The sequence below is a fragment of the Lentzea sp. genome, assembly GCF_036380075.1.
Lineage (GTDB): Bacteria > Actinomycetota > Actinomycetes > Mycobacteriales > Pseudonocardiaceae > Lentzea.
Map to the genome: position 1 here is coordinate 60,765 of NZ_DASVFL010000179.1, position 23,187 is coordinate 83,951.

Annotated in this window: 24 protein-coding genes; 13 read left to right on the top strand and 11 right to left on the bottom strand. The window is 70.8% G+C overall.

Going from position 1 to position 23,187, the window contains the following annotated elements; all coding sequences use genetic code 11:
- Positions 1-39: 39 nt before the first annotated feature.
- Complete coding sequence (locus VF330_RS20325; protein ID WP_414675410.1) at positions 40-921, bottom strand: aldo/keto reductase; 882 nt, start codon at positions 919-921, stop codon at positions 40-42.
- Between the two features lie 18 nt (positions 922-939).
- On the opposite strand from VF330_RS20325, the gene VF330_RS20330 reads away from it, so the two are divergent.
- The 4 genes from VF330_RS20330 to VF330_RS20345 all read left to right on the top strand — a co-directional run bounded on the left by VF330_RS20330 (position 940) and on the right by VF330_RS20345 (position 3,382).
- Positions 940-1,281: a DUF2203 domain-containing protein gene (locus tag VF330_RS20330; protein WP_330853208.1), complete on the top strand. Its 342-nt coding sequence runs from the start codon at positions 940-942 to the stop codon at positions 1,279-1,281.
- An 82-nt stretch (positions 1,282-1,363) separates the two neighbouring features.
- Positions 1,364-1,912, top strand: a complete 549-nt coding sequence (locus tag VF330_RS20335) for a cysteine hydrolase family protein (protein ID WP_330853209.1) — start codon at positions 1,364-1,366, stop codon at positions 1,910-1,912.
- The gene (locus VF330_RS20340; protein WP_330853210.1) at positions 1,909-2,820 is read left to right on the top strand and encodes a GlxA family transcriptional regulator; all 912 of its coding nucleotides are present in this window, start codon (positions 1,909-1,911) and stop codon (positions 2,818-2,820) included. Before VF330_RS20335 ends, VF330_RS20340 begins: the two co-directional genes overlap by 4 nt.
- 4 nt (positions 2,821-2,824) lie before the next feature.
- Positions 2,825-3,382, top strand: a complete 558-nt coding sequence (locus tag VF330_RS20345; RefSeq protein WP_330853211.1) for an isochorismatase family protein — start codon at positions 2,825-2,827, stop codon at positions 3,380-3,382.
- Here the strand turns inward: VF330_RS20345 and VF330_RS20350 are convergent.
- From VF330_RS20350 to VF330_RS20360, 3 genes are read right to left on the bottom strand one after another with little or no spacing between them, the layout of a single operon-like run.
- Positions 3,369-3,758: a hypothetical protein gene (locus VF330_RS20350; protein WP_330853212.1), complete on the bottom strand. Its 390-nt coding sequence runs from the start codon at positions 3,756-3,758 to the stop codon at positions 3,369-3,371. The genes VF330_RS20345 and VF330_RS20350 overlap by 14 nt on opposite strands.
- The gene (locus VF330_RS20355) at positions 3,755-4,396 is read right to left on the bottom strand and encodes an epimerase (protein ID WP_330853213.1); all 642 of its coding nucleotides are present in this window, start codon (positions 4,394-4,396) and stop codon (positions 3,755-3,757) included. The genes VF330_RS20350 and VF330_RS20355 overlap by 4 nt, the downstream gene beginning before the upstream one ends.
- Positions 4,393-4,926, bottom strand: a complete 534-nt coding sequence (locus VF330_RS20360) for a TetR/AcrR family transcriptional regulator (RefSeq protein ID WP_330853214.1) — start codon at positions 4,924-4,926, stop codon at positions 4,393-4,395. The genes VF330_RS20355 and VF330_RS20360 overlap by 4 nt, the downstream gene beginning before the upstream one ends.
- Positions 4,927-4,972: 46 nt before the next feature.
- Between VF330_RS20360 and VF330_RS20365 the strand changes: the two genes are divergently transcribed.
- On the top strand, positions 4,973-5,482 hold the full coding sequence (locus tag VF330_RS20365; protein ID WP_330853215.1) for a GNAT family N-acetyltransferase: 510 nt from the start codon (positions 4,973-4,975) through the stop codon (positions 5,480-5,482).
- On the opposite strand, the gene VF330_RS20370 is transcribed toward VF330_RS20365, so the two are convergent.
- Together VF330_RS20370 and VF330_RS20375 are read right to left on the bottom strand one after the other, a co-directional pair.
- Complete coding sequence (locus VF330_RS20370) at positions 5,454-6,761, bottom strand: NlpC/P60 family protein (protein ID WP_414675412.1); 1,308 nt, start codon at positions 6,759-6,761, stop codon at positions 5,454-5,456. The two genes, VF330_RS20365 and VF330_RS20370, sit on opposite strands and share 29 nt — an antisense overlap.
- Before the next feature lie 165 nt (positions 6,762-6,926).
- Positions 6,927-7,388 (bottom strand): cupin domain-containing protein, encoded by a 462-nt coding sequence (locus VF330_RS20375; protein ID WP_330853217.1) that lies wholly within the window; start codon positions 7,386-7,388, stop codon positions 6,927-6,929.
- An 83-nt stretch (positions 7,389-7,471) separates the two neighbouring features.
- Here VF330_RS20375 and VF330_RS20380 point away from each other — a divergent pair, with 83 nt between their 5' ends.
- Positions 7,472-8,041 carry a helix-turn-helix domain-containing protein gene (locus VF330_RS20380; protein WP_330853218.1) on the top strand — a complete coding sequence of 190 codons (570 nt, stop codon included), beginning with the start codon at positions 7,472-7,474 and terminating at the stop codon, positions 8,039-8,041.
- Here VF330_RS20380 and VF330_RS20385 read toward each other — a convergent pair.
- Both VF330_RS20385 and VF330_RS20390 read right to left on the bottom strand, forming a co-directional pair.
- A complete protein-coding gene (locus VF330_RS20385) occupies positions 8,034-9,548 on the bottom strand; it encodes a class I adenylate-forming enzyme family protein (RefSeq protein WP_330853219.1) in 1,515 nt (504 codons plus the stop codon). The two genes, VF330_RS20380 and VF330_RS20385, sit on opposite strands and share 8 nt — an antisense overlap.
- 9 nt (positions 9,549-9,557) lie before the next feature.
- A complete protein-coding gene (locus VF330_RS20390; protein WP_330853220.1) occupies positions 9,558-10,367 on the bottom strand; it encodes a Sir2 family NAD-dependent protein deacetylase in 810 nt (269 codons plus the stop codon).
- Between the two features lie 17 nt (positions 10,368-10,384).
- Between VF330_RS20390 and VF330_RS20395 the strand changes: the two genes are divergently transcribed.
- The 3 genes from VF330_RS20395 to VF330_RS20405 all read left to right on the top strand — a co-directional run bounded on the left by VF330_RS20395 (position 10,385) and on the right by VF330_RS20405 (position 13,736).
- Positions 10,385-10,837, top strand: a complete 453-nt coding sequence (locus VF330_RS20395; RefSeq protein ID WP_330853221.1) for a hypothetical protein — start codon at positions 10,385-10,387, stop codon at positions 10,835-10,837.
- Positions 10,834-12,348 (top strand): flagellar basal body protein FliL, encoded by a 1,515-nt coding sequence (locus VF330_RS20400; RefSeq protein ID WP_330853222.1) that lies wholly within the window; start codon positions 10,834-10,836, stop codon positions 12,346-12,348. Before VF330_RS20395 ends, VF330_RS20400 begins: the two co-directional genes overlap by 4 nt.
- An 83-nt stretch (positions 12,349-12,431) precedes the next feature.
- Positions 12,432-13,736 (top strand): FAD-dependent monooxygenase, encoded by a 1,305-nt coding sequence (locus VF330_RS20405; protein WP_330853223.1) that lies wholly within the window; start codon positions 12,432-12,434, stop codon positions 13,734-13,736.
- Here the strand turns inward: VF330_RS20405 and VF330_RS20410 are convergent.
- The 3 genes from VF330_RS20410 to VF330_RS20420 are packed head-to-tail and all read right to left on the bottom strand — an operon-like array spanning position 13,656 to position 18,018.
- Complete coding sequence (locus VF330_RS20410; RefSeq protein WP_330853224.1) at positions 13,656-16,679, bottom strand: BTAD domain-containing putative transcriptional regulator; 3,024 nt, start codon at positions 16,677-16,679, stop codon at positions 13,656-13,658. The two genes, VF330_RS20405 and VF330_RS20410, sit on opposite strands and share 81 nt — an antisense overlap.
- Positions 16,679-17,311 (bottom strand): hypothetical protein, encoded by a 633-nt coding sequence (locus tag VF330_RS20415; protein ID WP_330853225.1) that lies wholly within the window; start codon positions 17,309-17,311, stop codon positions 16,679-16,681. The genes VF330_RS20410 and VF330_RS20415 overlap by 1 nt, the downstream gene beginning before the upstream one ends.
- Complete coding sequence (locus VF330_RS20420; protein ID WP_330853226.1) at positions 17,308-18,018, bottom strand: ABC transporter ATP-binding protein; 711 nt, start codon at positions 18,016-18,018, stop codon at positions 17,308-17,310. The genes VF330_RS20415 and VF330_RS20420 overlap by 4 nt, the downstream gene beginning before the upstream one ends.
- A gap of 416 nt (positions 18,019-18,434) precedes the next feature.
- Between VF330_RS20420 and VF330_RS20425 the strand changes: the two genes are divergently transcribed.
- The 4 genes from VF330_RS20425 to VF330_RS20440 all read left to right on the top strand — a co-directional run bounded on the left by VF330_RS20425 (position 18,435) and on the right by VF330_RS20440 (position 22,935).
- On the top strand, positions 18,435-19,088 hold the full coding sequence (locus VF330_RS20425) for a hypothetical protein (protein WP_330853227.1): 654 nt from the start codon (positions 18,435-18,437) through the stop codon (positions 19,086-19,088).
- Positions 19,085-19,456, top strand: a complete 372-nt coding sequence (locus VF330_RS20430; protein WP_330853228.1) for a roadblock/LC7 domain-containing protein — start codon at positions 19,085-19,087, stop codon at positions 19,454-19,456. Before VF330_RS20425 ends, VF330_RS20430 begins: the two co-directional genes overlap by 4 nt.
- A gap of 13 nt (positions 19,457-19,469) precedes the next feature.
- Positions 19,470-19,904: a hypothetical protein gene (locus VF330_RS20435; protein WP_330853229.1), complete on the top strand. Its 435-nt coding sequence runs from the start codon at positions 19,470-19,472 to the stop codon at positions 19,902-19,904.
- Between the two features lie 220 nt (positions 19,905-20,124).
- Positions 20,125-22,935 (top strand): aconitate hydratase, encoded by a 2,811-nt coding sequence (locus VF330_RS20440; protein ID WP_330853230.1) that lies wholly within the window; start codon positions 20,125-20,127, stop codon positions 22,933-22,935.
- The last annotated feature ends 252 nt before the right edge of the window (positions 22,936-23,187 follow it).

Genomic DNA, 23,187 nt, shown 5'->3' on the forward strand with positions numbered 1-23,187 from the left:
AACAGACGCGCACGTCCCGCGCGCACGAAGCGGCCGGGGTCAGCTCCCGCCGAGGTGCACGGCGTCGAGGCGGGTGAGCTCCTCCGGGGTGAGGACCAGCCCGCCCGCCTCGACGTTCTGGCGCAGGTGGTCCGGGTCGCCGGTGCCGGGGATGACGAGCACGTGCGGTCCCCTGGCGAGCGTCCAGGCCAGCCGGACCTGGGCGGCCGAGACGCCGTGGCCCTCCGCGATCGCGGTGACCTCGTCGTCCTCGGTGGACGTCCCGGCCTCCTGGTTGGCCCCGGCGAGTGCGAAGAACGGGACGAACGCGACACCCCGCTCGCCGCAGACGCCGAGGAAGTCGTCCTGCTCGGGGTGGTGCCCGAGGCCGTAGGAGTTCTGCACGCACACCACGGGCGCGACCCGCTGCGCCTGGTCGAGGTGGTGCGGCTTGACGTTGGACAGCCCGAGGTGCCGGACCAGCCCCTGCTCCCGGAGCCGCGCGAGCGCCGCGAAGTGGTCCGTCACGTCGTCGAGCCCGCTGACGCGCAGGTTGACCACGTCGAGGTGGTCGCGCCCGAGCTGCCGCAGGTTCTCCTCGACCTGGCCCCGGAGCTGGCCGGGCCGCGCGAGCGGCAGCCACTCCCCCTGCGGCGTCCTGCCCGGCCCGACCTTGGTGACGATCACCAGGTCCTCGGGGTAGGGCGCGAGCGCGCTGTTGATCAGCTCGTTGGCCGACCGCGTGGCCGAGAAGTAGAAGGCGGCCGTGTCGACGTGGTTGACGCCGAGTTCGATGGCCTTCCTGAGGACCTCGACGGCCTGGGCCCGGCTCCGCGGCCTCGCCCGCGGGTCGAACGCCGTTCCCTCCTGCGGCAGGCGCATCGCGCCGAAGCCGATCCGATTCACGGTGAGGTCACCCAGTCGCCACGTCACCCCCGCCACTGTGCCAGCCTGGGGGCCGTGGAACTGTTCACGCTCGCCGAAGCCAGGACCGAGCTGGCCCGCCTGCTGCCGACGCTGGACGAGATCGTGCGCCTGCGCGCCGACGCCGCCGAGCTGGCCGCGGGAGGCTCCGAGCTGGGCGGCCTGCCGGAGTTCAAGGCGGCGCAGGCCAGGCTCGACGACCTGATGGAGTCCGTGCAGCGGACCGGGGCCGAGCTGAAGGGCTTCGCGCCGCTGCTGGTCGACTTCCCGTCGTCGAGGGACGGCGTGCCGGTGCTGCTGTGCTGGCTGGAGGGCGACCGCGAGCTGGGCTGGTACCACCGGGCGGACCTGGGGATCGCGGGCCGCCGCCCGCTCTGATCTTCCCGCGGTGACCGGATCCGTCCGCTCCCCGTCCTGGTCGTGCCTGTCCCCGCCTCTCGCGCCCGGCGAGGCTGGGGGCATGAAGCGAGCATTGATCGTCATCGACGTCCAGGAGTCGTTCCGGCAGCGCCCGAACTGGGCCGAGGTGTCGGACCCGGACATCGCGGGCAAGGTCGGGCAGCTGGTCGACCTGGCCCGCGACAGCGGCGACCTCGTCGTCTGGGTGCTGCACTCCGAGCCCGGCAGCGGTGACGTCTTCGACCCGGCCCTCGGGCACGTCCGGTTGATCGACGGGCTCAAGCCGCTCGACGGCGAGCAGGTGCTGACCAAGACGTCGCACAACGCGTTCACCACGACGAACCTCCAGCAGACGCTCACCCACCACGGCGTGCGCGAGCTGCTGATCAGCGGTATCCGGACCGAGCAGTGCTGCGAGACGACCACTCGGGTGGGGTCGGACCTCGGGTTCGACATGACGTTCGTGACCGACGCGACCGCGACCACGCCGCTGGCGCACTGGCGGACCGGGGAGGTGCTCGGGGTCGGGGACATCATCGCGCGGACCGAGTACGTCCTGGCCGGCCGGTTCGCGCGGATCTCGGACGTCGCTACGCTGACCGGATCGTGACCAGAGTCGTCTTCCTGCTCGTACCGGGAGTGCACCTGCTCGACCTCGCGGGGCCGGCGCAGGTGTTCTCCAGCGCTGCCGACCTCGTCGACGGCTACGCGCTGTCGTACGTGGGCGACATGGAGACAGTGCCCAGCCATCAGGGCGTGCCGCTGGGTGCGTCCCGTGAGCTGCCCTCTCTCGACGTGGACGACCTCGTGTTCGTGCCGGGGTGGCGGTCGCCGAAGATCGCCGGGACCGGGCACCTGAGTGAGCGGGCATTGGAGTGGTTACGCGCGCACCACGCCCACGGCGGCACGGTCGCGAGTGTGTGCGCCGGCGCGGACGCGTTGGGACGCGCCGGTTTGCTCGATGGCCGCAGGTGCACCACGCATCACGAACTGCAGGACGAGCTCGAACGGCGCTACCCCGCGGCACGGGTTGTGCGTGACGTTCTGTTCGTGGAGGACGACAGGGTCGTGACGTCCGCGGGCATCGCGAGTGGAATCGACCTGGCGTTGCACCTCATCGCCGTGCGCCACGGACCCGTTGTGGCGGCGGCGATCGCACGCACGATGGTCGTCTTCGCGCGCAGGAACGGCGACGACCACCAGGCGAGTGTGCTGCTGCGGCACCGGTCGCACGTGAACGAGACCGTGCACCGCGTTCAGGACGTCATCGAGTCCCGTGTGGCCGACCGGCTTTCGTTGGCGGAACTGGCAGATCTCGCCGGGTGCAGCGAACGGACCGTGACGCGGCTGTTCGGCCGTGCGACCGGCATGACGCCGTTGAAGTACCAGCAGGCGTTGCGCGTCGAACGGGCCGAGCACCTGATCGGTCAAGGCGCCACCGTCGAGACGGCGGCGCGCCGGGTCGGGTTCGAGGACGCCCGGATGTTGCGCCGCCTGCGTTCCCGAGGCCTAAGCTGACCGGGTGACCACCCTCGCGAACCGCTCCCGCACCGCGCTGCTCGTGATCGACGTGCAGAACGGGGTGGTCGAGCACGCCCACAACCGCGACGAGGTCGTGGCCAACGTCGCCACCCTGGTCGGCAAGGCCCGCGCGGCCGGCGTCGACGTCGTGTGGGTGCAGCACAGCAACCCCGAGCACCTGCCCCGGGAGTCCGACGGCTGGCAGTTCGTGCCGGAGCTGGTGGTCGCCGACGGCGAACCCGTGGTGCACAAGACGTACGCCGACTCGTTCGAGGCGACCGACCTCGAGGAAGTGCTGGCGGGCAAGGGGATCGGCAGCCTGGTGGTGTCCGGCGCGCAGACCGACGAGTGCATCCGCTCGACGCTGCACGGCGCGATCGTCCGCGGCTACGACGCCCTGCTCGTGAGCGACGCGCACACGACCGAGGACCTGTCGGAGTGGGGCGCGCCCACCCCGGACAAGGTCGTCGCGCACACCAACCTCTACTGGGAGAACCACACGGCCCCCGGCCGCACCGCCGGGGTCGTCACGACCGAGGACGCGTTCAAGCCCGCGTGAGCAGGTGCCGGCTCGGGCTGTAGTCGATCTTCCAGTCCTCGTAGACGCCGCACAGGCCGCACGCGAGGCAGCGCAGCCCGACGGTCACCCAGCGCACCTCGCCGTCGGGCAGGCACGACAGCCCGAGCGCGGCGGCGAACTCCTCGCCGCCGCAGGTGCAGGCGCACTCCTCGGCGTCGTCCTCGTCCCAGAACTCGTCCGAGTCGGCGACGAACTCCTTCAGGCCGCACCCGAGGCAGGTCCGGCGCACCGCCTGGTCGCCGGTCAGCTGGACCTCGAACGCCCTGCCGCCGCACCCCGAGCACACCGACTCGACGACGTGCGTGACCTCGTACCCGTCCTCCTGGTACGCGCGGACGGCCTCGTCGAGCGTCATCCCGCCACCCGGTTGATCTCGTCGCTGCGCAGCACGCGGTCCGAGTGCGCGCCCCCGGCCAGCGCGACCATCGCCCGGCCGAGCTGGTCGGTGCTCGTGACGGACTTCGGCGCCACCCTCGCGAGCACCGGGTACAGCCACGCGGACCACGAGTAGACGTAGCGGTAGATGCGGGTGCGCGACTGGATCCCGTGCCGCGGCTGGATGAACCCGGGCCGCACCACGAACACCGCGCGTTCCAACGCGAGCAGCTCGTTCTCCGTGCGCCCCTTGACCCGTGCCCACATCGTCTTGCTCTCGGCGTTGGCCCCTTGGCCCGACACGTACACATACGTGCCACCAACAACACGCGCGGCCTCAAGCGCGTAGTCATGCGTCACGGGCGTGTATTCGGCCTCGCTCAAACCGGCCGACGTCACGCCCACGCAGTAGAAACACGCGTCGGCGTCAGCCAGTTCGTCAGCAATCGGTGACAGGTCACCGAAGTCGGCGTGCACGACGTGCCGCCACTTGGGATCGCTCGTCTGCAGCGGTGACCGCCCCACCGTCACGATCGACGTCACCGCGGGGTCGAGCAGGCACTCCCGCAGCGCACCCTGCCCGACCATGCCGGACGCGCCGAACACCACGATCTTCACCCGGCAAAACTAGCCTTCACCGCGGCGGTGACGCGCTCGTGGTCCCCCGTGGCCAGCAGGTCGAGCAACGCACCCCGCACCAGCGCGAGGTCCCGGGTGCGTTCGGCCAGGCCTTCCTGCGTGTCCCGGACGTCCTCGGCCTGCGAGGCCTTCAGCACCTCCAGCCAGTCCTCCACGGTGGCCTTCGCGAACCCCGCCCACGCGCCGTCCGGCTCCACCAGCGACCGCGCGTACGCCTCCAGCCACAACGTGAGCAGCGGCCGGTGCGCGGGCTCGACCAGCCAGTCCCACAACCGCGGCACCACCCCCGGCCCGGTCCCGACGTCGCCGAGCAACGCCAGCTCGTCGGCCCTCGCTCGCGCCAGCAACGCCCTGACCAGCCCGTCCTTGCTTCCGAACAGGTAGAGCAGCACCCGCGTGCTGGACCCGATGGCCGCCGCCAGCGGCCGCAACGACACGTCGGCCAGCCCGTGCGCGAGCACGTACCGGTAGGCGGCTTCGAGCAGTTCGGTCTCCCGCACGGACGGCATGGCGCTATTCTCGCATTACTGAAACAGTCGTGTCAGTGGAGGCGTCATGCAGATCCGACCCCTGGGCAAGCCCGGCGACCTGGGCTGGGTCGTCCAGGCCCACGGCGAGCTCTACGCGAGCGAGTTCGGCTGGGACGCCTCGTTCGAGGCGATGGTCGCCAAGATCGTCGGCGACTACGCCGCGGACCACACCGACCGCGAGGCCGCCTGGATCGCCGAACTGGACGGCAAGCGCGTCGGCTGCGTCTTCTGCGTCCGCGAGTCCGGCACGACCGCGAAGCTGCGCGTGCTGCTCGTGCACCCCGACGCCCGCGGCCACGGCGCCGGCGGCAGGCTCGTCGACACGTGCCTCGAGTTCGCCCGGCAGGCCGGGTACGAGCGCATGGTGCTGTGGACCGTGGACGGGCTCGCCTCGGCGCGGAAGATCTACGAGGGGCGCGGGTTCGCGCTGGTCGAGGAGACGCCGCAGCGCGGCTTCGGGCACGACGTCGTCGGGCAGCTCTGGGCCCGCGACCTCCAGCCCCCGGTCAGAGCATCCGGGTCACGTACGGCATGATGCCGCCGTACCGCACCGGCGAGATCCGCACCACCGCACCGGAATGCGGCGCCTCCACCATCATCCCGCCGCCCAGGTACAGCGCCACGTGCGTGCCGCCGCCCGGTCCCCAGAAGATCATGTCGCCGGGCGCCATCTGCGAGAGCGGCACCAGGCGTCCCGAGGTGTACTGGTAGCCGCTGTAGTGCGGCAGGTACACGCCGGCGCCGGCGAAGGCGTACATCATCAGGCCGGAGCAGTCGAAGCCGATCTTGGCGTAGTCGCCGTAGTAGTCGGCGACGCCGCCGTCGCGCACGCCGTACGTCGGGCCGTTGTAGTTGCCGCCGCCCCACGCGTAGATGACGCCGCGTTGTGCCAGCGCGCGGTTGATGACGGTCTGCACGCGGTTGCCCGACGGCGCGGGTGCGGCGGCGACGGGACGGCGTTGCGGCGGGGCCTGAGCGGCGGCCTGCGACGCGGCGGCGGCCGCTGCCCGGCGGGCGTTCTCCGCTTCCTCGGCCTGCTTCGCCGCGACCCACTGGTCGTACTGCTGCCGTTGGGCTTCGAGGCCGTTGGCCTGGCCGCGGGCGGCAGCGAGCTCTCGTTCGACGGCGTCCTTGTCGGACTGCAGCTCGGCCGTCGCGGTGGCCTGCGCCGAGTGCGCCTCCACGGCCACCTGCTGGGCCTGCTCGGCCACCTTCTTCGCCTCGTCGGCGGCCGCCTGCTTCTGCTCGGCCTTCTTCAGCGCGGCGCGGGCGGCGGAGTCGAGGTTGGCGGCGGTGCCCTGGTCGCGGGTGACCTGGTCGAGGCGGTTGAGGCTCGACGCCGACACCGCCTCCAGCAGCTGGGCCCTGGCCAGCAGGTCCTCCGGCGACTTGGCCCCGATGTAGGCCGAGAACGACCCCACGGTGGTGCCCTGGGCGTAGGAGGCGGCGGCGAACTCGTCCAGCTCGCGGCGGCTCTGCTCCACGGCCGCGGTCGCCGCGTCGGCCTGGACGCGCGCGGAGGACGCGTCGCGGCGGGCGGCCTCGGCCTCCGAGATCGCCGTCTCCAGGTCGACGCGGGCCTTGTTCGCGAGCTCGCGCTTGTACGAGACCTCGTCGAGCAGCTCCTGCAGCCGCGACTCGGCCTGCGTCAGGCGCCCGGTCAGCTCCCCGACGCGGGCCGCCTTCGCGTCCGCCTCCGCCCGCGACGCCGAGATCTCCGAGTCGCTCGGGTTCGGCGGAGGCGGCGGCACGGCGTTGGCAGTCCCCGTGAGGACAACGGTCAACAACGCCACCACGGCGGAGAGTCGAGTCAACACTGAGCATCACCTCCGACCGAATTAGACCAATCAGACTCACCCGGCGCATCTGGAACTCACGCACCGTCAACCACTCGTGTCACAGTGGAACACGGACGGTGGTCCTTTTGGGACGATCGGAGGTCCGCGTGTCGCCGGTATGGACCAGCGTTGGTCCGCCCCCTAGTGCGCGAACTCGGTGGACGGTTCGGTGGCGTAGTTCTCCCAGATCGGCGCCATCGTCTCGCGGGTCATCGGCTGCCCGGACTCGACCATCGCCTTGAGGTCGCGGAAGTACTGCACGTAGAGGTCCGGCGTGAACGTGTTCAGCATGACCGCCGGAACGTCGCCCACGTTGGCGAACGTGTGCGGCGCCCCCGGCGGCACCGTGACCCACGTACCGGCGCCGACGTCGTGGCTGTCCTCGCCGATCGTGAACCGCAGGCTGCCCGAGAGCACGTAGAAGCCCTCGTCGTGCTGCGCGTGGCGGTGCTGCGGCGGGCCGGGGGTGTGCGGCGGGACGACGACCTCGCCGATCCCCAGCCGGTGGGCGGTGTTGCTGCCGTCCTCGAGGATCCGGATCCGCGACGGGCCGTTGGTGATGAGCTCGCCCTCGCCGGGACGCACGATCGAGACGGTGACCATGACGAAGCCTCCTAGGTGATTTCAGCTTGTGCAATCACCGTAGCACCAGTGACTGCACATCGTGCAATCGCTAGGCTCACGCCATGCCGCGATGGAAACCGGACGCAGCCGAGCGCCTCGAGACCGCCGCGCTGGAGCTCTTCGGCGAGCAGGGGTTCGAGCGCACGACGATCGCCGAGATCGCCGACCGGGCCGGGCTCACCCAGCGGACGTTCTTCAACCACTTCGCCGACAAGCGCGAGGTGTTGTTCAGGATGGGCCCCGACCTGGAACGGGCGCTCGTCGCCGAGATCTCCGCCGGCGACGCCGACCTTCCGGCGCTCGACACCGCCGTGCGCGCGATGGGGGTCGTCGCCGACGAGATGCTCGAGATCCGCCGCGACGCGGCGAAGCGCCGTTACTCCGTCATCGCGGCCAACCCGGAGCTGCTGGAGCGCGAGCTCGGCAAGAACGCGGCTCTCACCGAGGCCATCGCGGACGCGCTGAACTCACGGGGGTGCGATCCCGAGAGCGCGTTCATCACCGCCGCCGCCGCGATGCTCGCGCAGCAGACGGCGTTGCGGGCGTGGACGCGACCGGGCGAGACCCGGACCTTGCGCGAGCTCCTCCAGCACTCGGTCCGAGCCCTGCGCACCACCGTCGGCGCTAGTTGACGCCCCGTTCCCGGCCGGTCCAGTACGGCTCGCGGAGCTTGAACTTCTGGATCTTGCCGGTCGCGGTGCGCGGGATCGCGTCGCGGAACTCGACCGACGTCGGCGCCTTGTAGCCGGCGAGCCGCTCCTTGCAGTGCTTGATCAGCTCTGCCTCGGTGACGTCGCCGGAGCGCACCACCAGCGCCTTGATCGTCTCGCCCCACTTCTCGTCGGGCACGCCGATCACCGCGACCTCGGCGACGGCCGGGTGCGAGAACAGGCAGTCCTCGACCTCGATCGACGAAACGTTCTCGCCGCCGGTGATGATCACGTCCTTCTTGCGGTCGGAGATCGTCAGGTAGCCCTGGTCGTCGAAGTGGCCGCCGTCGCCGGTGCGGAACCAGCCGTCCTCGATGGCGTCGGCGGTGGCCTCCGGGTTCTCCCAGTAGCCCTCCATGACCACGTTGGACCGCGCGAGGACCTCGCCGGTGTCGGAGATCCGCAGCTTCGCGCCCAACGCCGGCGCGCCCGCCCGTGACTGGAGGCGGGCCTTCTCCTCGCCGGACGGGCCCGGCTGGGCGCGGTTGAACGTGAGCAGCGGCGCCGTCTCGGTCAGGCCGTAGATCTGCAGGAACTCCCAGCCGAGCTCCTCGGTCACGCGCTGGATCGTGCGCGAGGGCGGTGGCGCACCGGCACACACGATCCGCACGGTGTCACGGCCGGGGATCTCGCCGTCCCACGTCTGGGCGGCGTCCAGCACGGCGTTCCACACGGCCGGCGCACCGCACATGAGCGTGACGCCGTGGTCGCGCACACGGCGCAGGATCTCGGCGCCGTCGACCTTGCGCAGCACCACCTGCGGCACGCCCAGGCCCGTCAGCCCGAACGGCATGCCCCAGCCGTTGCAGTGGAACATCGGCAGCACGTGCATGTACACGTCGCCTTCCCACGCACGGGTGTGCATGGCGAACGTGACCGCGTTCAGCCAGATGTTGCGGTGCGTCAGCTGCACGCCCTTGGGCCGCGCGGTGGTGCCCGAGGTGTAGTTGATGGTCGCGGTGGCGTCCTCCGACGGCGCGCTCCACGGCCGTGGCTCCACATCGAACCGCAGCAGCGACTCCGACTCCTCGCCCAACGTGAAGCGGTGCTTCGCGGTGACGTCGTCCAGTGACAGCTCCGGGTCGAGGAACAACGCCGACGCGCCGCTGTGCTCGACGATGTACTTCACCTCGTCGGGACGCAGGCGGAAGTTCACCGGCACGCAGATCCGCCCGCTGCCGGGCACGGCGTGCAGCAGCTCCAGCATCCGCGCCGAGTTGTGGCTGACGACGGCGACGCGCTCGCCCTCGCCGATGCCCAGGGCGTCGAGCCCTGCCTGCCATGCGCGCACACGGCCGGCCATCTGCGCGTACGTCGTCGTCTCGACCGGCCCGGCCGGCTGGTCGGGCTCGTCGACGGTCGCCGTCGTCGCCGGGAACGCGATCGACGCCCGGTCCAGGAAGTCCGTGGTGATCAGCGGTACGCGCATGTCACGACACTACGACCAGGTGCTCGGATCTCCCCAGGACGAGAACCGGCCTCCCCCGGATGGAGGAACGGAGCTGAGGTCGGGCAGCACCTCGCCGACCGGTTCGTGCAGCACCACGGCCGCCACGGAGTCGTACGGCGTCGGTTCGGCGTTGCAGATGATGACCTGGGCGCCCGCCTTGGCCGCCAGCGGCACGAGACCCGCGGCGGGTTGCACGGAGAGCGACGTGCCGGCCACGAGGAGCACGTCGCAGTCGAGCACGGCGAGGCGGGCGCGGCGCAGCACCTCCCCGTCGAGCTCCTGCCCGAACGAGATCGTGGCGGACTTGAGGATTCCGCCGCAGCGCAGGCATTCCGGCTCCGGATCGCCGTCCGCGACGCGCTTCAAGGCGTCGCGCATCGGGCCCGTCGCACCGCAGTGCAGGCACACGGTCGCGTGCAGGGTGCCGTGCAGCTCCAGCACGCGGTGCGGGTCGGAACCCGCTTTCTGGTGCAGGCCGTCGATGTTCTGCGTGACGACGGTGCGCAGCCGCCCCGACCGTTCCAGCTCCACCAGCGCCTTGTGCGCGGGATTGGGCTTCGCGGTCCACACCGGACTGCCCAGGCGCGTGCGCCACGCGAGCCTGCGCACCTCGGGGTCGGCGAGGTAGGCGTCCACAGAGGCGCCGCGGCCGGCGTCGGCGTCGCGGGTCCACAGCCCGTCGGGCCCGCGGAAGTCGGGGATGCCCGAGTCGGTGGAGACTCCCGCGCCGGTCAGCACCGTGATCCGGTGCGCCGAAGCGACCAGCGCCCGTGCCGCCGCGCACGCCTGGGAGACCATCGGTTCACACTAGTCGCGTGCGCAGCGCAGTGGGAGCCGCCATCGCGGCAGTGGGCTTGGTCACGTCGATCGCCGGGACTTTCCTGCCCTGGCTGAAATCCGGATCGACCACGAGGGACAGTTACGAGGTGCTCTCGCTCCGTGGTTTCGCCGGGCTGGACGGGGTGGCGGGCACGGTCGTGACGGCGGTCTGGGTGGGTCTGACGCCCCTCGCCATGATCGCCGCCGCCCTCTTCGTGTTCCGATTTAGTCGGTTTGCCGCGTGCGTGGGCCTCCTCTTTGGCACCATCAGTGGAACCGTGGCCCTACTAGCCACAGTCCAAGGGGATAACAAGGGTTCATTGGTCGGAATCAGCACCGCTGGACCGGTCACCACCCTTGCCGGTGCCGTACTGACGATCGCGGGGGCGATCACGGTGCTCACCTCGTCCAGGCGCAGCGCAGTGAGAACTCCAGGAGGGAACCCGTGAGCTACCCAGGTGGTGGCGGCGGCCAGTGGCAGCCGCAGAACAACCCGTACGGGCAGCAGCCCCAGCAGCCCCAGCAGGGCGGCTACCAGCAGCAGCCAGGTGGCTACCCGCAGCAGGGCGGCTACCCGCAGACCGGGCCCCAGGGGTTCCCGCAGCAGCCCCAGCAGGGCTTCCCGCAGACCGGGCCGCAGGGCTTCCCCCAGCAGGGGTTCCCGCAGCAGGGCTTTCCCCAGCAGGGCTTCGAGCAGCAGCCGTACGGCTACGCGCCGATGGGCGGCGAGCCGCCGAAGAAGAAGCGCACCGGCCTGGTCGTCACGGCCGTCGTCGCGGTGCTGCTGCTGATCGGCGGCGGCGTCACGTACTTCGCGGTGCTGAAGTCCGACCCGGCGGCGAACGCGGGCCAGGACACGCCGGAGGTCGCGGCGAAGAACCTGATCGAGCAGCTCGGCAGCGGTGACGTCGTCGGCATCATGGCCTCGCTGGCGCCCGCGGAGGCGGCGCTGTCGAAGGACTACATGGAGTCGATGACGAAGGAGATGAAGCGCCTCGAGATCCTCAAGCCCGAGGCCGACCCGAACAAGCTCACGGGCGTCGAGTTCAAGAGCGAGAACATCAAGTTCGACGAGGCCAAGGCCGAGAAGATCAACGACCACCTCACCATCAACAAGCTGGTCGAGGGCAAGATCACGATCACGTCGGACGCGTCGAAGATCCCGCTGACCGACAAGCTCGTCGACGCGCTGGGCGACGACATCAACCTCACGTCGTCGAAGTCCGAGACCGTCGACATCACCGCCGAGGTGCAGAAGCGCGGCACCCCGATCGGCATCGCGTCGATCAAGGTCGGCGACAAGTGGTACCCGAGCGCCTTCTACACGATCGCCAACGCGGTCCTGGAGGAGGAGAAGCTCAAGTGGCCGCAGTCCGGTTTCGCGCCCGAGGGCGCGAGCTCGCCGGAGGACGCCGCGAAGAACCTGGTCAACGCCGCGCTGGACGGTGACCTGAAGAAGGTCATCACGCTGCTGCCGCCGGACGAGGCCGGTGTGCTGCAGGACCTCGGCCCGCTGCTGCTGGAGCAGGCCGGTCGCATGGACAAGACCGGCGCCAAGCTGAACGCGCTGGAGACCGACGTCAAGGACGTCGCCGGCGGCAAGCAGGTCACGGTGAAGAAGCTGTCGGTCACCGCCGAGGGCGAGACCGTCACGATCACCCGCGACGGCGACTGCTACGCCGCCGAGGTGCCCGGCCAGGGCACGCAGAAGCTGTGCGCCGACGAGATCACGCAGCTCGTCAAGCAGCAGGGCGGCAAGAACATGCCCGCGGAGGCCGCCGAGATCATCGGCCGCGTCGCCGGGTCCGTCATGAAGACCGGTGTCGGCGTCGTCGCCACCGAGGTCGACGGCAAGTGGTACGTGAGCCCGATCCGCTCGTACTACGAGCTGGCGCTGACGCTGTTCCGCGGCTTCGAGCCCAAGGACGTCGACGCGCTGATCGCGCTGATCAAGAAGTAAGTCCTCGCAGTTCGACCAGGGCCCTGTCATCCGCAACAGCGCGATGACAGGGCCCTGGCAGTTCCCGGGCCGAGTCTTGGCCCATGGACATTCAGGTTCTGATCATCGGCGCCGGCCCGACCGGCCTCACCCTCGCCCTCGACCTGCACCGCCGCGGCGTCCCGTTCCGGATCGTCGACGCCTCGCCCGCGCCGTTCGCCGGGTCGCGCGGCAAGGGTCTGCAGCCGCGCAGCATGGAGGTCCTCCACGACCTGGGCGTCATCGACGAGGTGCTGGCGTCCGGCCGGCTCGACATGGTCATGCGCGCCTACAAAGGCCGCGAGGTGGTGCGAGAGTGGGACGTGCACGAGGGCCGCCACCCCACCGCCGACCGCCCTTACGCGCGCACGATGCTCATCCCGCAGTTCCGCGTCGAGCAGATCCTGCGCGACGCACTCCCCCAGCCCGTCGAGTACGGGATGCCGCTGACGTCGTTCACGCAGGACGACTCCGGTGTGACCGCCGTGGTCGGCGGTGAGACCGTGCGCGCCAAGTACCTCGTCGGGTGCGATGGCGGGAAGTCGTTCGTGCGCAAGGAGCTCGGCGTGTCGTTCGTCGGCGAGACGCACGAGGACCAGCGGATGCTCGTCGGCGATCTCCGCCTCTCCGGTCTCGACCGCGACCACTGGCACCAATGGGGCGCCAGCAGGGAGACCTGGCTCGCGCTGTGCCCGTTGCCCGGCACGGAGGACCTCTTCCAGTTCCAGGCGGCCGGCGACGGCGAGCCGTCGCTGGAGCTGTACCGGGAGATCGTCCGCGACCGCACGGGCCTGGACGACGTGGTCGTGCACGACGCGACGTGGATGTCGTTGTACCGCATGAACGTCCGCATGGTCGACCGGTTCCGCGTCGGCCGGGTGTTCCTCGCGGGCGACGCGGCGCACGTGCACTCGCCCGCCGGGGCGCAGGGCATGAACACCGGCATCCAGGACGCCTACAACCTCGGCTGGAAGCTCGGGATGGAGACGCTGCTCGACACCTACGAGGCCGAGCGCAAGCCCGTCGCCGAGTGGCTGCTGGGCATGACGACCAGGATCATGTCGTCGGGCCACCCGTTCGAGAAGCGCGGCGACGAGACGTTGCAGCTGTCGTTGTCGTACCGGACGGCCGACGGCGAGGGCCTGCAGCCCGGTGACCGCATGCCCGACGGGATGACCGCCGAGGGCCGGATCTTCGACCTGTTGCGCGGACCCGACTTCGTGACCCTGGACCTCGCCGACGGCCCGGTGCTGGTGCGCCCGGACGGCTACGTCGCCGCGATCGGCCGGTCAGCGATCGACGCCTACTTCGGCGCGCACCCGGTCACGCAGCTGCACCACCGCCGGGTCGCTGCTGGGGCCGCCGCGTAGCCGTTCCGCCTCGTCCAGGACCTCCCCCGCGCCGCGGGGGTCGCCCTGGGCGAACACCCAGTCCGCGTACCACTCCAGCACCAGCGCCCTGGCCGGCCCGTCGGCGCTCGCGCGCACGGTCTCCAGCGCCTTCCCGTGGTGCTGACCCGCCTCGGCCAGGTTCCCGAGACGGGTCAGCGCGAGCCCGAGTCCGGCGTGGACGGTGGCCCGGAACTGGTGCGCGGGCGAGCCCCGCGTCCCGTCGAGCGCCTGCCGGTACAGCGCCACGGCCTGCTCGAAGTCACCGCTGAAGTACGCCATCTCGCCGTGGACCTGCGCGAACCGCGCGCGATCCAGCTCGTGCTGCGCCGCCGGCACCAGCTCCAGGTCCTCGCGGGCCCCGGCGAAGTCGCCGATCCGGATCTTGATGCGCGCCGCCTGCATGAGCACCGACATCGGCACCAGCACGGTCTCCGGCTCCCCCAGCTCCGCCGCCACCCGCCGGGCCTCGGACACCGCCTGGAACGCCTCCGCGAACGCGCCGCGGTTGATCAGCACCATGACCAGGCACGACAGCCCGAACACCACCGCCCACCGGTCACCGACGGCCCGGAACCCCTCCAGCGCCTCCCGGTACCCGGCCTCCGCCCGCGGCGCCGCCCCCTCGCTGAACTCACCGGCCACGAGCCCCCGCACGAGCGCAGCGAACGCCCGCATCCACGCGTCGGGCGACCCCTCCAGCCGCCCCGCGAGCACTACGAGCCGCTCCCCGAGCGCGGTCTCCCCCCACACCTGCCCGCTGGTCAGCATCAACGCGCACAACGCCGTCGGCAGGTCCTCCTGCCACAGCCGTTCCGAGGCGGCGAACACGGCGGGCGTGCCGATCGAGTTCATCACCTCCGACAGCGGATCGCCGGGCGTGAGCAGCGCCCACCTGCGGATCTCCTCGAACCGCTTGGTCATCACCAGCCAGTGCCAGGTCCGCGCGGCCATCATCCGCCGCGCGACCGCGTGGTCGTGCTCGACCGCCCACGCCTGGGCGGCGTCGAGGTTGGCGCGTTCGACGTCGAACACCCTCAGCGCCTCGAGCTGCCGCGGCCCGCGCAGCAACGGCTCGTTCCGCTCGGCCAGGGCCACGTAGTAGGCGGCGTGCTTGGCGGGGTCGGTCGCGCCCTGCTCCTGGGCGTACTCGCGCACGGTCTCCAGGAGGCGGTAGCGCTCGCCCGACCGCACCACGAGGGACTTCTCGACGAGCGCGGCGAGCAGGTCCTCGGTGTCCCAGAGGTCCTGATCTTGTCGGGGGTACTGAGTACGGTGAGATGCAGGGGTTCCCGGTTCGGGGGTACCCCTGCGCGAGCCTGCTTCTGGGGCAGGGGGCAGGGCTGCGAGGCTCCCGTCCTCGGCCGCAGGCTGTGCGGTGAGCGGCATCGCGGGGAGGTCGCCGGGGCGGTGCGCGTCGCCGGACATCTCCCGGCCGCGGACACCGCCCGCTTCACCCGAGCCGTGCTGCCCCACACCGCCGGACAGCACTCGACCGCCACCGTCCTCGCCGCCGAGCACTCCGCCGCGTCCCGCCGAGCCGTCCGGCTCGGCCCCCGTGCCGCACACCTCGTGCACCGCCGGCGCGGTCGCCCCGCCCACGAACACCGCCAGCCGTGCCAGCAGCAGGCGTTCGGCGTCGTCCAGCAGCTCCCAGCTCCAGTCGACCACCGCCCGCAGCGTGCGGTGCCGCGCGGGCCCGGTGCGCGCTCCCCTGTCCAGCAGGCGCAGCCGGCTGTCCACACGCGACTCCAGCTGCGCCGCCGACAGCGACCGGGCCCGTGCCGCCGCCAGTTCGACGGCGAGCGGGATCCCGTCCAGGGCAGCACAAACCCGCCGTGCGACACCGGTGTCGTAGGCCGAGCCCACTCGGGTCGCGAACAGCCGCACGGCGTGGTCCAGCTCCAATGGCGCGACGGGGTGCACGACCTCGCCCGGGATGCCCAACGGCTCGCGTGAGGTCGCCAGCACGCGCGCGTCCGGCGCCTCGGCGAGCAGCCGGACGCACAGAGCGGCGGCCGCGTCGACGACGTGTTCGCAGTTGTCCAGCACCACCAGCGACGAGCCGAGGCGCGAGAACACCGGTGTGGCCAACGGGTTCGGGCCCAGCGCCGCGTCCAGGGCGGCCAACGGGTCCGCCGACGAGTCGAGCTCGACGAACCACGCCTGCGGGACCGACGCCGCGTGCGTCAGCGCCAGCCTGGTCTTGCCCACGCCGCCGAAGCCGGTCAGCGTCACCAACCGGTTGTCGCGCAACAACGACGCCAGTGCCACCAGGTCCGCGTCGCGGCCGACGAACGAGCCGACGGGTGCCGGCAGGTTGCCCCGCGGCCCGCGCTCGCGCAGCACCGCGAGGTGGGCAGCCGCCAGCGCCTCGCCGGGATCCACGCCCAGCGAGTCGGCCAGCGCCGTCCGCACGCGTTCGAACAACGCCAGCGCGTCCGAACGCCGACCGGCGGCGTGCAGCGCCAGCATCAGCCGGGCCTGCACGTCCTCCCGCAACGGGTGTGCGGCGGCCAAGGCCTCCAGACCCGCCAGGTCGTCGCGCAGCAACGCCAGCCGCACGGCCTCGTCGACGGCGAACGGCGCCTCCTCGAACGCCGCCCCGCGCCACAGCGACGCGTCACGGGTGCGCGCGAACTCCTCGACGTCGGTCGACGCCTCCAGCCGGTAACCCGACGCGTGCGACGACACCGACGACGCACCCACCGTGCGCCGCAGGCGCGACACCAGTGACTGCAACGCGGCGACACCGTCCACCGGCGGCTCGTCCGGCCACAGGTCGGCGACCAGCCGGTCGGCGGCGACCACCCGGCCCGGTTCCATCGCCAGGCGGATCAGCAACCACCGCAGCCGTTTCCCGCGCACCTCGACGGGAGCGCCGTCGACCACGACCTGAAGAGGCCCGAGAACGTCGACGCGCATCAGACCCGCCGCACACCCACGGCGACGGCGGCCGACACCAGCGCGACCCCGAACACCCCGGCCCACAGCACGGACAACGACACCGTGTTGTGCCCCAGCGCGTCCAGCACCCAGCCGAGCGGGGTCGCCCGCCCGAGCGGGTACGTCAGCACCACGACGGAGAACACGGCGAGCACCGTCCGCCCGATCGAGTCGAACACCGGCCTCGCGAACATCAGTCCCACACCAGAACCAAGCAGCGCACAGACAGTATGCGCGCCGAGTCCGACAAAAAACTCGCCCGCGGTGTACGGGTGCGGGTTCGTCACGACCGGCCACACCGCGGCGACCAGCGCCATGACGAGCGACAGGGACACCGCGACCAGCGCCGCGGCGGTCAGCACGCGGGACCAGCCGCCCGACGACACCACGGTGATCTCGCGCCGGACGGCGTCCTCGGACGTCGCCACCACCACGGCCGTCCAGGCCGCGATCGGGTACAGCAACGCCGCCGAACCCGAGTAGGCCTCCACCGGCTGCCCGGCGTCGGAGGAGAACAGCATCCCCAGCACGCCGAGGAACACCAGCAGGGGCGCCAGACAGCGCTGCCCGCGGAACACGTCGGCAGCGAGGTACCGCATCAGGACGATCACCGCACGCTCCGCACCGAACACCCGAGCCGCAACGCCTCGGCCAGCACGTGGTCGCTCCGGTCCGGCGCCACCACCACCCGTGCCGAGGTGCCGCGCGACAACACCGACCGCACGCCTTCCAGCGCCTCCAGCGCGTCCAGCCCCACGACCTGGCTGAGCTCGATCGTCACGTGCCCGCCGGCGAGGTCCACGCGCGTCGCCGAGGCGAGGTGTCCCTCGTGGTCGGACACCAGCGCCGTCCGTCCCTCCAGCAACGTCACCAGCTCGGCGGCGGCGGCCGGGTCGAGACCGGTCCACGGCTCGTCGAGCACCAGCAGGTCCGACGCCAGGAACGCCTGCGCCAGAGCGACCTTCTGCGCGTTGCCCTTGGACAGCTCCGACATCGGCGCCGTCATCGAACCGGCGAACCCCAGCCGTTCCAGCACGTCCGTCCCCCCGGCGCCGCGGATCCGGCCCATGTGCGCCAGATACGCCGAAGCGGACATCTTCACGTCCGACGGGAACCGTTCCGGCACGTAGCCGACGGACGCGGGCCGCGCGACCCGTCCCGACGTCGGCTTCAGGACACCGGCGGCGATCTTGAGCAGCGTGGACTTGCCGGTACCGTTCGCGCCGGTGAGCACGGTCAGGCCGGAGACTTCGAGGGTGAGGTCGCGCAGCACCCACGGTCCACGTCCGTAGCGCTTCGAAACCTGGTCGAGGAGCACCACGCCAAGATAGCCACCCACGGCGCCGCTTCCGCCAGCTTTGGCCGACCGCGTGCGTCCCAACCCGTCGTGGAATGTGCGAATCCACCGGCCCCACAGCATCAAGAACACTTTTCGTAGTTACCAAATAAACTCTCCGTCACGCCAAATCCATCACTGATCAATGTAGTCACGACTTACTTCACACGATCGAGTGAAAGGTGGCGACAAACCGTCACCCGGACAAGAAGGATGAGGTGCCTCCAGCCCAGTCGGACGAAATGCGGGTGACACCCCTGAAAAGCGGTACGCAATTCTCCTTCGACATGCTCGCCGGAGTGCTGACCGGACGCGACGCGGCGAACGCCACCGGCACTTTCCACATACCCGGGAATCCCGGCGGGGAAATCCACCTCCGCAATGGTGGGATAATCGGCGTGGAAAGCGCCGGCGCACCCGGCCCGGACGCGTTGTTGTTGCGCACGGGACGGATCAGCGAATCGGAGTGGACCGCCGCGCTCACCACCGGAACGCGCCGCGGCATCGGCGAGACCGAGCTGCACGTGGTCGCGATGATGGCCACGCACGACGCCGCGTTCACGATCGTGGCGGGCGAGGTCGAGGACTGCGTGTTCACCCCGCGCACGCACGACGTCGCCGTCCCGATGAGCGCCCCGGTCGACCCGCTCCACCTCCTGCGGGAGACGTCGCGCCGGATCACTTCGCTGCTCGCGATGGACCGCCCGCTCTGCCCCCATCGCGACCGGCTCGCGCCCTCCCGGGGCGCTCAGCTGCGGGTTCTCAGCCCCCTGCGCGCCGAGATCCTCGCGCACGCCACCGGCAGGCGCACACCGCGGGACATCGCGTTCGCGTCCGGCCGCAGCGTCTACCCGGTGACCGTCGAGGCGAGCCGGATGGTGGCCGACGGCCTGCTGGCGGTCGTGCCCGGCCTCTCGGTCGTCGTCCCGGCGTCGCGGCCCGTCATCCCGCTGCAGCCCCGGCGCCGGCCGGCCTCCGCCGACGACGTGCCGCTGCCCCGGTCGCTGAGGCCCCCACCGCCGCCCGAGCCACCAGAGAGGGAGAAACCGTGAACCACGACGTGCTGGCCGCCGAGCTGCACGGTTTGCGCGACCGCGTCACCGGCATCACGGATACGCTGCTCGCCGCCAACGACGGAATGCTGATTCTCGCCGACACGTCCGAGAGGATCGACACGGAGGTCATCTCCGCACTGGCCGCGGCCGATCTCGGAATCGCGCGGAGAACCAGCGAGGTCGCCGGCCAGGGCGCATTCCGCCAATCCATCGTCTACAACAGCGGCGGCTGCATGGCCGTGTACGCCGTCGGCGCTTTGGCGTTGATGGTCGTGCTGGGCGACGAAGGACTCAACGTGACGCGTCTGCACCAGGAGACGCAACCCGCGATCGAACGCATCAACTCCATTCTGACCGCCGCCTGAGAAGAAGTGTGAAATGACGATGCACAAGCTGAGCGACATACCCATGTCCGACCAGATGGCCGCACTGGTCCGGCACCTGCGGCAGGAGGTGCCGGGCTGCCTCGCCACGGGCGTCGTCGACATGGCGACGGGAATGCTGCTGTCGTTCGAGACGACCGACAGCCACCCGTCCGAGGTGCTCGACCTGCTCGCCGGCGCGACGCTCGACCTGTTCCAGGGCCGCACGGTGACGATGATCGAGGACATCTTCAAGGAGCGGCGCGGCATCTCGAGCACCGAGCACTACTTCCAGGAGGTGCTGGTCAACAGCACCAACCTCACGCACCTGTTCCTGCGCAGCAACCGCGACGAGGACGTGGTCGCCGTCGTCGTGTGCCCGAGGTCGGTCAACATCGGCATGCTCTTCGCCTCGGCCCGCCGGGTCGTCAGGGACCACGGCGGCGCGTAGCCACGCCGCCCTCCCGCGGGGTGGCCCGGCAACTCCTCCGGCCCGCCGGGCCGCCCCCACGGCGCCATCGGGGTGATCACGTGACTTAGGGCAACCTGGGTTGAACGCGATTACAGGACAAGCGTACTGTTTGGGGTCGAGGGGCAGTGGTCGACCGGTTGAGGAAGACTCTCCCCATACCCCGAACTGACCACTGCGCTGTCACCAGATGGAGTTGCACGTGACTGCACCAGCTAGCAAGGACAGCTTCGGCGCCCGCGGCACGCTCAACGTCGGCGACGCCTCGTACGAGGTGTTCCGGCTGAGCGCCGTGGAGGGCGCCGAGCGTCTTCCGTTCAGCCTGAAGATCCTGCTGGAGAACCTGCTGCGGACCGAGGACGGCGCGAACATCACCGCCGACCACGTGCGCGCTCTCGCCGGCTGGGACCCCACCGCCGAGCCCGACACCGAGATCCAGTTCACGCCTGCCCGCGTCGTGATGCAGGACTTCACCGGTGTGCCGTGCGTCGTCGACCTCGCCACCATGCGCGAGGCCGTCACCCAGCTCGGCGGCGACGCCGAGAAGGTCAACCCGCTCGCGCCGGCGGAGCTCGTGATCGACCACTCGGTCATCGCCGACGTCTTCGGCCGCCCGGACGCGTTCGAGCTGAACGTCGACCTGGAGTACGAGCGCAACCGCGAGCGCTACCAGTTCCTGCGCTGGGGCCAGACGGCGTTCGACGAGTTCAAGGTCGTCCCGCCCGGCACCGGCATCGTCCACCAGGTCAACATCGAGCACCTGGCCCGCGTCGTCATGGTCCGCAACGGCCAGGCGTACCCGGACACGCTGGTGGGCACCGACTCGCACACCACGATGGTCAACGGCATCGGCGTGCTGGGCTGGGGCGTCGGCGGCATCGAGGCCGAGGCCGCGATGCTCGGCCAGCCGGTCTCCATGCTGATCCCGCGCGTCGTGGGCTTCAAGCTCTCCGGCGAGCTGCCGGCGGGCGCCACCGCCACCGACCTCGTGCTCACGATCACCGAGATGCTGCGCAAGCAGGGCGTCGTCGGCAAGTTCGTCGAGTTCTACGGCGAGGGCGTCGGCGCCGTGCCGCTCGCGAACCGCGCCACCATCGGCAACATGTCGCCGGAGTTCGGCTCCACGGTCGGCATCTTCCCGATCGACGGCGAGACCATCGACTACCTGCGCCTGACCGGCCGGTCCGAGGAGCAGATCGCGCTCGTCGAGGCCTACGCCAAGGAGCAGGGCCTCTGGCACGACCCGTCGCGCGAGGCCGTCTACTCCGAGACGCTGGAGCTGGACCTCGCCACGGTCGTCCCGTCGATCGCCGGCCCGAAGCGCCCGCAGGACCGCATCGAGCTGACCGGCGCGAAGGGCGCGTTCCGCGCCGCGCTGAAGGACTACGTCGCGCACGTCGAGGACGAGAAGTCCGACGTGGACGAGGCCATCGACGAGACGTTCCCCGCCTCCGACCCGATCGCCGTGCACGAGGGCGAGAACGGCAAGAGCGCGCCGCGCGTGCAGACCGCGGCCGAGGGCGCCGAGGGCCGGATCTCCAAGCCGGTCAAGGTCACCGACGACGGCAACGAGTTCGAGCTGGACCACGGCGCCGTCGCGATCGCGGCGATCACGTCGTGCACCAACACCTCGAACCCGTCCGTGATGCTCGGCGCGGCGCTGCTCGCGAAGAAGGCCGTCGAGCGCGGTCTCGAGCGCAAGCCGTGGGTCAAGACGACCCTGGCGCCGGGTTCGAAGGTCGTCATGGACTACTACGAGCGCGCCGGCCTCATGCCGTACCTGGAGAAGCTCGGCTTCCACCTGGTCGGCTACGGCTGCACCACGTGCATCGGCAACTCGGGCCCGCTGCAGGACGAGATCTCGGCGGGCGTGCAGGAAGGCGACCTCGCGGTCGTCTCGGTGCTGTCCGGCAACCGCAACTTCGAGGGCCGAATCAACCCGGACATCAAGATGAACTACCTCGCGTCGCCGCCGCTCGTCGTGGCGTACGCGCTGGCCGGTTCGATGGACAAGGACATCACCACCGAGCCGCTCGGCACGGACACCGAGGGCAAGCCGGTGTACCTCTCCGAGATCTGGCCGTCGCCGGCCGAGATCGCCGAGGTCATCTCGACCTCGATCTCCGCGGAGGGCTTCACCAAGGGCTACACGAACGTGTTCTCCGGTGACGAGCGCTGGCAGTCGCTGCCCACGCCGACCGGCAACACGTTCGAGTGGGACAGCGAGTCCACCTACGTGCGCAAGCCCCCGTACTTCGAGGGCATGGAGATGGAGCCGAAGCCGGTCACCGACATCGCGGGCGCTCGCGTCCTCGCGCTGCTGGGCGACTCGGTCACCACGGACCACATCTCCCCCGCCGGTTCGATCAAGGCCGACTCGCCCGCGGGCAAGTACCTGACCGAGCACGGCGTCGAGCGCAAGGACTTCAACTCCTACGGCTCCCGCCGCGGCAACCACGAGGTGATGATCCGCGGCACGTTCGCGAACATCCGCCTGCGCAACCTGCTGCTCGACGACGTCCAGGGCGGCTTCACCCGCAACTTCCTGGCCGACGACGCCCCGCAGACGACGATCTACGACGCGTCGGTCGCGTACGCGGAGGCCGGCGTCCCGCTGGTCGTGCTGGCGGGCAAGGAGTACGGCTCGGGCTCGTCGCGCGACTGGGCGGCCAAGGGCACCTCGCTGCTCGGCGTCCGCGCCGTCATCGCCGAGTCCTACGAGCGCATCCACCGCTCGAACCTGATCGGCATGGGCGTCGTGCCGCTGCAGTTCCCGGCCGGCGAGAACGCCGCGTCGCTGGGCCTGGACGGCACCGAGACGTTCGACTTCACCGGCCTCACGGAGCTGAACAACGGCACCACGCCGTCGACGGTGCACGTGACCGCCACGAAGGCCGACGGTGCGAAGGTCGAGTTCGACGCGGTCGTCCGCATCGACACGCCCGGTGAGGCCGACTACTACCGCAACGGAGGCATCATGCAGTACGTGCTGCGCAAGATGGTCCGCAGCTGACAGCTGATCGATGCGAAGGGCCCGTCCGGACACGTTCCGGGCGGGCCCTTCCGCGTCAGGCACCGAGTCGGCGCCCGCGCGGTCCATTCGTCGCCGTAATGCCGAAACCCGAACCACCGGTAACAGCCAACTGTCCCCTCGCGATGCCAAGTCACCCTGATCACCGCGGGAGACCCCTCATGAGCTTGACCGTGCTCGGCGACCTGAACTGGTCGGCCGTCCTCGTAGCCACGATCGCCTACTTCGCCCTGG